9 protein-coding genes and 1 other RNA gene are annotated in these 8,802 nt (G+C 42.3%); 3 read left to right on the forward strand and 7 right to left on the reverse strand.

Annotated elements, in window-relative coordinates; genetic code table 11:
- Window positions 1-61: 61 nt before the first annotated feature.
- The 4 genes from AB4496_RS09590 to smpB all read right to left on the reverse strand — a co-directional run bounded on the left by AB4496_RS09590 (window position 62) and on the right by smpB (window position 3,554).
- Entirely contained in the window at window positions 62-1,375 is a 1,314-nt protein-coding gene (locus AB4496_RS09590) for a HipA domain-containing protein (protein WP_102258214.1), read from the reverse strand.
- Window positions 1,359-1,661 carry a helix-turn-helix transcriptional regulator gene (locus AB4496_RS09595; protein WP_009848316.1) on the reverse strand — a complete coding sequence of 101 codons (303 nt, stop codon included), beginning with the start codon at window positions 1,659-1,661 and terminating at the stop codon, window positions 1,359-1,361. The genes AB4496_RS09590 and AB4496_RS09595 overlap by 17 nt, the downstream gene beginning before the upstream one ends.
- Before the next feature lie 974 nt (window positions 1,662-2,635).
- Window positions 2,636-3,002: a transfer-messenger RNA gene (gene ssrA, locus AB4496_RS09600) on the reverse strand.
- Between the two features lie 66 nt (window positions 3,003-3,068).
- Entirely contained in the window at window positions 3,069-3,554 is a 486-nt protein-coding gene (gene smpB / locus AB4496_RS09605) for an SsrA-binding protein SmpB (protein WP_004735156.1), read from the reverse strand.
- A gap of 119 nt (window positions 3,555-3,673) precedes the next feature.
- Between smpB and AB4496_RS09610 the strand changes: the two genes are divergently transcribed.
- Entirely contained in the window at window positions 3,674-4,102 is a 429-nt protein-coding gene (locus AB4496_RS09610; RefSeq protein WP_004735157.1) for an SRPBCC family protein, read from the forward strand.
- Between the two features lie 3 nt (window positions 4,103-4,105).
- Window positions 4,106-4,417 (forward strand): RnfH family protein, encoded by a 312-nt coding sequence (locus tag AB4496_RS09615; RefSeq protein ID WP_009848325.1) that lies wholly within the window; start codon window positions 4,106-4,108, stop codon window positions 4,415-4,417.
- A gap of 183 nt (window positions 4,418-4,600) precedes the next feature.
- Here the strand turns inward: AB4496_RS09615 and bamE are convergent, their stop codons facing one another.
- The 3 genes from bamE to nadK all read right to left on the reverse strand — a co-directional run bounded on the left by bamE (window position 4,601) and on the right by nadK (window position 7,970).
- Window positions 4,601-4,960: an outer membrane protein assembly factor BamE gene (bamE, locus tag AB4496_RS09620; protein ID WP_009848326.1), complete on the reverse strand. Its 360-nt coding sequence runs from the start codon at window positions 4,958-4,960 to the stop codon at window positions 4,601-4,603.
- Window positions 4,961-5,127: 167 nt separating this feature from the next.
- Window positions 5,128-6,792: a DNA repair protein RecN gene (gene recN / locus AB4496_RS09625; RefSeq protein ID WP_102258213.1), complete on the reverse strand. Its 1,665-nt coding sequence runs from the start codon at window positions 6,790-6,792 to the stop codon at window positions 5,128-5,130.
- Between the two features lie 293 nt (window positions 6,793-7,085).
- Window positions 7,086-7,970 (reverse strand): NAD(+) kinase, encoded by an 885-nt coding sequence (gene nadK, locus AB4496_RS09630; RefSeq protein WP_009848328.1) that lies wholly within the window; start codon window positions 7,968-7,970, stop codon window positions 7,086-7,088.
- Window positions 7,971-8,113: 143 nt separating this feature from the next.
- On the opposite strand from nadK, the gene grpE reads away from it, so the two are divergent.
- The gene (gene grpE / locus AB4496_RS09635) at window positions 8,114-8,695 is read left to right on the forward strand and encodes a nucleotide exchange factor GrpE (protein ID WP_102258212.1); all 582 of its coding nucleotides are present in this window, start codon (window positions 8,114-8,116) and stop codon (window positions 8,693-8,695) included.
- Window positions 8,696-8,802: the final 107 nt, after the last annotated feature.

Consider the following 8,802-nt stretch of genomic DNA (forward strand, 5'->3'; position numbering starts at 1 on the left):
AGCACAAAGAGCTTTTGCTCTTTGTGCTTTCTATATTCTGATTAGATAGCTTATCTATAAGTTAAAGCTCAATTTCAGTGATGAGTGGTGATTGTTTAAGGAAGTGCTTACATCTAACCACAACGATTTCACGGTATCGGTTTAAATAAGGTAATTGTGAATCAGAAGTAGGAGTGACGAGAGATATAGCATCATCAATGTTGTTTATAATGTCATTTGCGATCTTTACTAGGCTCTGTTGAAGCAATTTTGGTGAAATACCACAATCGTCAGCAAACTCTACAAGTTGGTAGGCATTAATAGAATCTGAGTCAAATTCATCCCCAATTGCCATCGCAAGATCCTGCTCAAATTCAGGGTACATCCTTACATTGACTAGATCGTAAAGTGGCGTTGGTGTTAAGCCCGATTTTTGGACAAAGAAACTGAAGTTTTTGCCATGTGCATCTGCGTTATAAATGCAGAGATTGAACATTGCCCACTTTAGGATCGCTAGTTTTGCCGCTAATGGGTTTTCACATTGCTCTGTTACCGAAAAAAGTCGGGTGAAGCTGACACCATCACGAATATGACTGACATCTCTTTGTTTACCTAAGTTTCGTTCATACTTTCTATCGACACCTAGGTTACAAGCTTGACAGGCATCGATCATATGCCTTCGTTTCACACTTGTTGAGCTAAATAGCTTTCGATCAAATCTCTCTACAATTAAGGCTGGAAATTGGTCAAAATACCGCAACTCAACATCAGCAACATCTAGTTCAACTAGCTTCGCTAACTTCATCGTCACAAATTCATTTATGACAAGGTGTTGTTGGTCATTTTTTTCGAACTTCACAATATGAGTTGAGCATAGTTCACCCTCTCCAAACCCTAAGTTTCCATCGATAGATAAAACGTTGAGCTTAGATTGAACCCCCGCTACTGATAGTCTTGGTTTTCCTTCCCATATTTCTAAATACCAAAGCTCAGGGTCAGATAGTTTCTTAATTAATTCACTATCGTTGATTGGGTTGAAAGAGGTTTCAGTTTGAACTGGAGAAACACCTTCAGATAAGAACATCATTGCACCTGATGTATCTGTTCCAATACCACCAACTTGTGCAAATACGTTTGAACGTGATACGCCAAGAAAGTCGATCAAATAATCTAACCCTTTATTTTCAGGGAGCAAATTCTGTAAGAACCTCCTGATATTGACTGATGGTATATCAGAGTTAAATGGAAGGTGTGGCGATATGGGAAACCCATTATCAATCCAATCTTGCTTGTAGATTACAGATAGAGCATCACTTTCTTTACTCAGTGATAGTTTGCCTATGACTTGCTGGCTATAGACTATATCGAGGATGTATTGATTAGACCCAGACGTCATTACCTTTCTCCTGTGATGAGACTGAAGCATCTAAGTCTTGCCATGGTTGTATCGATATCTTTATTCCTAGAGCAGACACAACTTTCATTAAAGAGGTTAGTTTAATATCGGAGCTGCCTTGTTCAATTTTTATGTAGGTTTGTTTTGAAACACCAGAAAGCAATGCTGCATCTTGCTGGGTGATTTTACTTTGAGTTCTTTTTGCTTTGATCGCCTCACCAAGTAGTGATGGTGTGAACACCTGGCTTAGATCTGGTGACTCAGTTGCTTTTACTTTCTTAACCATAGAACCTCCATATAGCATGATGCAATAAAGTATGTCTTAGTAGACTTTTAAATTATTTATACGTAGATTTTAAATAAAAGTCTATTAAAGTTCACTTTTATGGTGAATACATTGAGTTATCACATAAAAGTCTACAGTAGTGAGCTTTTATGCTTACAAACTTGGCGATCTTATTAAAAGTCTAATGTGATTTACTTTATGTAATGAAAGAACAATAGAAAACTCAAAGCCATGGGGCTTTGAGATACCTAAAGTATGGCTAACTCTCTATCGGAACCTTAAGGTGGTCGTTCAAGTATTGTGTGTAATACAAAGGCATTACAACATTGTCTTGCTCTCACTTCTTGTTTCAACCTTTACTGTCAGATCTAAGGCTTGAATGATTTTAAACATGGTAGAGAGCGTGGCTTTATCTGGTCTAGTTTCAAAGTTAGAAATGGTAGCTTGCTTTATGCGACTCTCTTTGCCACTTCGAACTGAGTCCATTTATTTTTTGCGTATTAGCAATGAAGTACTGGCTAATTGTTGTGGGCTATAAATCACAAGTTGTCATTTCATATTATGAGGTTTGATCCCCATAGAGGATATTGGCCGTGCTATCCCAACAAAGGGATATATATAACTTTATACCTTGCAGGGGATAATCAAAGCCTTTGGCTTTAAAGAGGCATTGCAAGAAGGTGGATACCAGCCTTTATTCGTTCTGTGGCTAAGTTCTTCTGCGATTAGTGATTATCTGTGCGGGTAAGGTGATGGCTGTACGTAAGTAGATCAAATATGCCACACAAAAGTTAATTGGAAATACTGACTTTGAAACGTATGAGATGGTTCGAAACTAAAGTCATGGGAATCAAAAGCACTTTACACCGTGCGTCACCCTGTGAGTGAAAGGTAGCGCGTTTAGTACCGATAGCATAATTGATGACTATAAAATAAAAAAAAGGCCTCTTTCGAGTTGGCCATTTCCAAACGTTTGGTGGAGCTGGCGGGAGTTGAACCCGCGTCCAAAAATCATTCATCATTGGTACTACATGCTTAGTCGATCTTTAATTTCACCAGCAACCTGCGAACCGACACGCTAGTTAAAGGCTAACCTGAATTGTTATTCGCGCTTTTCCTCTCAGGTGGGAGAATCCGCGCTAGCTAGTTTGGGTTTGATCTCTTATTGGTCCCCGTCTTACGAGCGGAAGCTAGGGTAAGAGAGCTCTGAGCAGGTTATTAAGCTGCTAGTGCGTAGTTTTCGTCGTTTGCGACTATTTTTTTGCGGCTTTTAACGTGGCCAACCGCCCCACGGCATGCACCTCAGACTTCAAAATTCCTGTCGAATCCTAAATCAGCCCCAAGTGTTATTTGCATAGTACCAGAAAAGCTTTGCCTGTCTAGCACTGTGCGTTTAAGTGCTTAAAATTAACGCAAATTACTCTTCATAATTCGTGCTTTATCTCTCGCCCAATCTTTTTCTTTCATATCAGTACGTTTATCGTGCAGCTTTTTACCTTTCGCTACGCCAACTTTAATCTTCGCCCAAGAGCGAGACCAATAAAGTGCGGTTGCGACAAGCGTCATGCCTTCACGGTTAATACGACCGATAAGGTTGTCGAGTTCTTTTCTCGACATTAGTAGTTTACGGATGCGTGTTGGGTTCGCCACGATATGAGTACTCGCTTGAGTTAGCGGAGTGATCGTCATACCACTGATGAATGCTTCGCCGTCTCGGATGTAGACGTAGCTTTCTGCGATATTGGTTTTGCCTTCACGTAGGGATTTTACTTCCCAGCCTTGTAGCTCAAGCCCCGCTTCTATCTCATCATCGATGAAATATTCGTGGCGAGCTTTCTTATTAAGCGCAATGGTATTACTACCGGCTTTTGATTTTGATTTATTCTTTGCCATAATGGCCTCATTATACGGATTGCACCCTAGTTGGGGAATCCTTTTTATTTGCGCTCTGGCCCAATACAATTAAAATTGCAGTTTGTGTTAATGTAACGCTGTCTTTAACAGGAGTCTATATGCCAAAGGTTACTCGTTCAGCATTAGTGTCGTTTAGTGCCGACCAGATGTTCAGCTTGGTCAATGATGTTGCTCGTTATCACGAGTTTTTGCCAGGGTGTTCTGGTTCACGTGTGATCGAATCTTCAGATTCAACTATGGTGGCTTCGGTTGATGTCTCTAAAGCGGGTATCAGTAAAACATTTACCACATCTAACCGCTTAGCGGATGGCGCTGAGATCTTGATGGAGCTGGTGGACGGCCCGTTCAAAAAGCTGCAGGGTGGTTGGTATTTTACTCCGCTCGATGAGCAAGCGTGTAAGGTTGAGCTTAAGTTAGAGTTTGAATTCTCTAGCCGAATGATTGAAATGGCATTTGGTAAGGTTTTCAATGAGCTGACGAGTAATATGGTCAGTGCTTTTACTCAACGCGCGAAACAGGTCTACTAAGCCATGACTATTGAATCGGATATGATCCACGTAGAGGTTGTGTTTGCACTTCCGCATGAACAGCGTGTGTTTACTTTAGTAGTAAACAAGCACGCGACCGTTGAAGAGATCATTGCGCAGTCTGGCGTTTTGGAATTATACCCAGAGATCGACTTAGCAAAAAACAAGGTTGGTGTGTTCAGCCGCAACGTTAAGCTAGATGCGACGGTTCGCGATAAAGATCGTATCGAAATCTACCGAGCACTGTTAGCCGATCCAAAAGAGATCCGCCGTAAGCGTGCTGAGCAAGCGAAAGCAGCCGCAGCTAAATCGTAGTGCTAAAAAAATTCGACTAAGAAGAGAGCTCGCAATGTTGGCGAGCTTTTTTGTGCCTGTTGGTTAGACACGCAGCTAATTTGTTAGCAGATATTAAAAAGCCTGCTCATGTGAGCAGGCTTTTGCGATTCATACCTTGTCGACTGGAAAGCTTTATCAGCTGAGAGCTTTGTTGACTGAAAGCTAGCGAAGGCTTTCGAAGAACTCATCACTGGCTTCAAAATCACCATTGATCGTTACTAGAGTGCCAGTGGCATCAAAGTTCACGACAAGGTTTTTCTGGATAGGGTCGTTATGGCCTTTTTGGTGGTGGTAAATGTAGTACCACGTATCTGGGTAGCCATTTTCGATAAGCATAGGTGAGCCCATAACGTAACGAACTTGTGTTTTTGTCATGCCAAACTTGAGCTGATCGACAGCTTCTTGTTCAACATAGTTACCCTGATTGATGTCAATTCGATAAACCAACTTCTCTAGTAGAGAGCAACCGGTCAACATTGTTAGTGCAAGTGGAACTGCAACTAACCACTTTTTAATTCGCATAGTTTGAGATCTTTCTTCGCTAAAATACTGCCTGATAATAAACAAGCTCCAGCAAGAAGTAAAAAGCTCCTTGCGCTTTGAGCTTGTTATGACTGGCAATTTTGAATTAAGTTGCAAAATTGCCAAGAATTTTCGGTAAATTATCAGAAAGTTGCTGAATATGTAACCTATGCTGCGATTAATAACTCTTTTGCATTGGCAAGCGTCGATTCGGTAATTTGGCTGCCACCAAGCAGTCGAGCAAGCTCTGAAACGCGTTGTTGTTCATCAAGCGTGTGCATTTGAGTCTCGGTTTTACCTGATTTCGTGTTCTTTGCAACGAACAGTTGTTGATGTCCACAACCTGCCACTTGAGGTAAGTGCGTTACACACATAACTTGCGTAGATTCGCCCAGCTTACGTAGCATTTTTCCGACAACCGCAGCGGTTGGTCCACTGATACCCACATCGACTTCATCGAAAATCAGGCTTGGTGTATCCACTTTTTGCGCTGTGATCACCTGAATCGCTAGTGAGATTCGTGATAACTCGCCCCCAGAAGCCACTTTAGCAATGGGCTGCATTGGTTGACCTGGGTTGGTCGAAACAATGAAGGTCACGTTATCCATACCTAATGGAGAAGGGTGTGTGTTGGTGTTGTTTACTTCAATGGCAAACTGCGCTTTTTCCATGCTCAGTTCATGCATGCTTTGCGTGATCAGCTTGTTGAGTTCTTTTGCGTAACGAGTTCGAGATTTATGAAGCTTCTCTGATTTAGCCACGAACGACTGGTATTGGTTTTCTACCTCGTTTGCCAATTCTTCCAATTTTTCATCAGAGCAATCAAGCGCTTCAACTTGTTGTAATAAGTCTTGATGGTGCTTATAAAGCTCTTCTGGCAACACGTGATGTTTACGAGACATCGACATCACTTTTGAGAAGCGCTCTTCAACGTAAGCCATACGACCTGGATCGACATCAATGCCATCTAGGTATGTTCTTAACTCGTTATTGGTTTCTTCTATCTGAATAATGGCTTCAGACAATAAGTTTGGTAACTCAGCCAATCTTTCATCTAGCTCCGCTAACTGAATCAGGGAGTTATTGGCCGATTGCAGAATACCAAGCGCATTAACTTCTTCGCCTTCATAAATAAGCTCGATAGCTTGTTGGCAGGTTGTGGCCAGTTCTCCGCTATTGGAGAGGCGCTTATGCTCTTGTTCGAGGTCTTCATATTCTTCCTCCCCAATAGACAGCTCATTTAACTCTTTGATTTGGTATTCAAGAAGTTGTTTTTGAGCTTGGTTTTGCTGGCTATTTTCACGTAACTCTTTTAAGTGGTTATCGGCTTGTCGCCAGGCTTGGTAAGCATTACGTGTCGATTTCAATAGGTTCAAGTGACCTGCGTATTGATCAAGCATGGCCATTTGGTAATCGCTTTTCATCAACTGATGGTGCGCGTGCTGACCATGAATGTTGATCAACAGCTGTCCAAGCGATTTTAATTGTGAAAGAGGCACGGGACTGCCGTTGATGAATGCGCGAGAGCGACCTTCTTTAGAGATGGTTCTGCGTAGGATGCATTCACCGCCATCAAGCAGTTCATTGTCTTCTAACCAGCGGGTAGCATGCAGATTGTTCTCAAGTAAAAAAGCGGCACTGACTTCGGTTTTTTCTTCACCTTGTCGAACCATTCCTGCATCAGATCTTCCTCCAAGACACAAGCCTAAAGCGTCGATAGCGATAGATTTACCCGCACCAGTTTCTCCGGTGATTGTTGTCATGCCTTTAGAGAGTTCTAGCTGTAAAGACTTAACAATAGCGAAATTATTAACACTTAGATGAGCCAGCATTTTTATTTACCTGTATAACTGAACAATACTGTATATAATCCCAGTATATACTGTTTCTTTATACAGTAAAGTCGGTGGGTGAAATTTTTTTGCGACAGATCTCAGAATTGAGGTTGTCTGTAGATCACTGAAACCGCAGTAGATTCCCAACTCAGTTGTTCCTCCCTGTCGGGAGTGGAGGTATAAGGAATTGCAGAGAAGCGAGAGCCTACGGGCTTTCTATGGGCAATAAAAAAGGCTGACGAACGTCGTCAGCCTTTCATAATTCGGTTACTTCTGGAGCTTTTATTCTTTTAGAACAACTTACTCGACCAGCCTAGTTTGTTACGTAGAACATGGTAGTAGTTGTAGTCTTTAGGGTGGATCAGCTTGAGTACATTCGGGCTTTGGTAAATGTGGATCTCATCGCCAGGGGAAACCGGTAGCGAGATTTGGCCATCGCAACTGACTTCTTGAGTGCCGCGGTTATCAGGCGATACGATCAGCTTGATACGACGCTTTCCATCCACTACCAGTGGGCGGCTTGAAAGGGTGTGCGGGAACATTGGTACTAATGAAATTGCATTTAAGCTTGATGACAGGATAGGACCACCACCAGAAAGCGAATAGGCGGTTGAACCTGTCGGTGTTGAGACGATCAAGCCATCAGAACGCTGTGAGAAGGCGAAGCTGTCATCGATATACACTTCGAACTCGATCATATGTGCGACTTGACCGGGGTGAAGTACTGCTTCGTTGAGTGCGGCGTTGTGGCTTTTTATTTGGCCATGACGATGAATTTCAGTTTCAAGTAAGAAGCGCTCTTCTTCCATGAATTCACCCTTGAGTACATCAGTAAGCGCACTCTGGAAGTTTTCAGGATTAAGATCGGTAAGGAAACCTAGGTTACCTCGGTTTACGCCAATCACTGAAATATCGAAACGTGACAAGATTCTAGCGGCACCGAGCATATTTCCGTCACCACCCACCACAATGGCGAGATCGGCGCGTTTACCTAATTCAATTAGGCTAGAAAAATGTTCTTGTGGGATATCGTCTAAAATTGTAGCGAGTCTGTCATCCACAAACACTTGATAACCCTCAGTACTTAACCACTGATAGAGCTCTCTATGAGTCTGAATTGCTTGCTGATCTCGAGGTTTACCAATAATGGCGATGACTTCAAATGGCTTTTTCATAACGTTTCCAAACGAATTAGGCTTGAATCAAAATTCTTCATCCCCATAATAAAGGCAAGTTGAACGTCTATGCGAGTGTTTTATATCAATTTGGGGTGCAAACACACCTGTCACTTGCATTGAAAACGAATTCTGGAGAGATCATGAGCAACGAAGAAAACAAAGTAACGGAAGAAGAGCTAGATCAAATCATTGCTGAAGCTGAGAAAGTTGAAGAAGCTGAGCTAAATGAAGAGTCTGTTGATGAGCAAGAAGCAAAAATCGCTCAACTAGAAGCTGCACTACTTTCTAGCGAATCTAAAATGAAAGAGCAGCAAGATTCTGTTCTTCGCGCAAAAGCTGAAGTTGAAAACATGCGTCGCCGTAGCGAGCAAGAAATTGATAAGGCGCGTAAATTCGCTTTGAACAAGTTTGCTGAAGGTCTACTTCCTGTCATCGACAACCTAGAGCGTGCAATGCAAGCGGCAGATGCTGAAAACGAAGTGGTTAAGCCACTGTTTGAAGGTGTTGAGCTAACGCACAAAACGTTCGTAGACACAGTTGCTAAGTTTGGTCTTAAAGAGATCAACCCTGAAGGTGAAGTGTTCAACCCTGAATTCCACCAAGCGATGTCTATCCAAGAAAGTCCAGATCACGAATCAAACACGGTTATGTTCGTAATGCAAAAAGGTTACGAGTTAAACGGTCGTGTGGTTCGCCCTGCGATGGTTATGGTTGCTAAGTAATGACGTGTTACGCTGCCAAGTGATTGAGTCGCGCATTGACTGAGTAGTCGCGGCGACAAAATAAATCACTGGTTTACGTAAAATGGAAAGAGAGGCATATGCCTCTC

It is taken from the genome of Vibrio sp. 10N.222.46.A1 (genome assembly GCF_041473595.1).
Taxonomy (GTDB): domain Bacteria; phylum Pseudomonadota; class Gammaproteobacteria; order Enterobacterales; family Vibrionaceae; genus Vibrio; species Vibrio tasmaniensis_A.

What these genes read in the sequence shown, in the direction of transcription:
- smpB (WP_004735156.1), bottom strand. Translation starts at nt 3,554, where the DNA reads ATGGCAAAGAATAAATCAAAATCAAAAGCCGGTAGTAATACCATTGCG.
- AB4496_RS09610 (WP_004735157.1), top strand. Translation starts at nt 3,674, where the DNA reads ATGCCAAAGGTTACTCGTTCAGCATTAGTGTCGTTTAGTGCCGACCAG.
- AB4496_RS09615 (WP_009848325.1), top strand. Translation starts at nt 4,106, where the DNA reads ATGACTATTGAATCGGATATGATCCACGTAGAGGTTGTGTTTGCACTT.
- recN (WP_102258213.1), bottom strand. Translation starts at nt 6,792, where the DNA reads ATGCTGGCTCATCTAAGTGTTAATAATTTCGCTATTGTTAAGTCTTTA.
- nadK (WP_009848328.1), bottom strand. Translation starts at nt 7,970, where the DNA reads ATGAAAAAGCCATTTGAAGTCATCGCCATTATTGGTAAACCTCGAGAT.
- grpE (WP_102258212.1), top strand. Translation starts at nt 8,114, where the DNA reads ATGAGCAACGAAGAAAACAAAGTAACGGAAGAAGAGCTAGATCAAATC.
- AB4496_RS09590 (WP_102258214.1), bottom strand. Translation starts at nt 1,375, where the DNA reads ATGACGTCTGGGTCTAATCAATACATCCTCGATATAGTCTATAGCCAG.
- bamE (WP_009848326.1), bottom strand. Translation starts at nt 4,960, where the DNA reads ATGCGAATTAAAAAGTGGTTAGTTGCAGTTCCACTTGCACTAACAATG.
- AB4496_RS09595 (WP_009848316.1), bottom strand. Translation starts at nt 1,661, where the DNA reads ATGGTTAAGAAAGTAAAAGCAACTGAGTCACCAGATCTAAGCCAGGTG.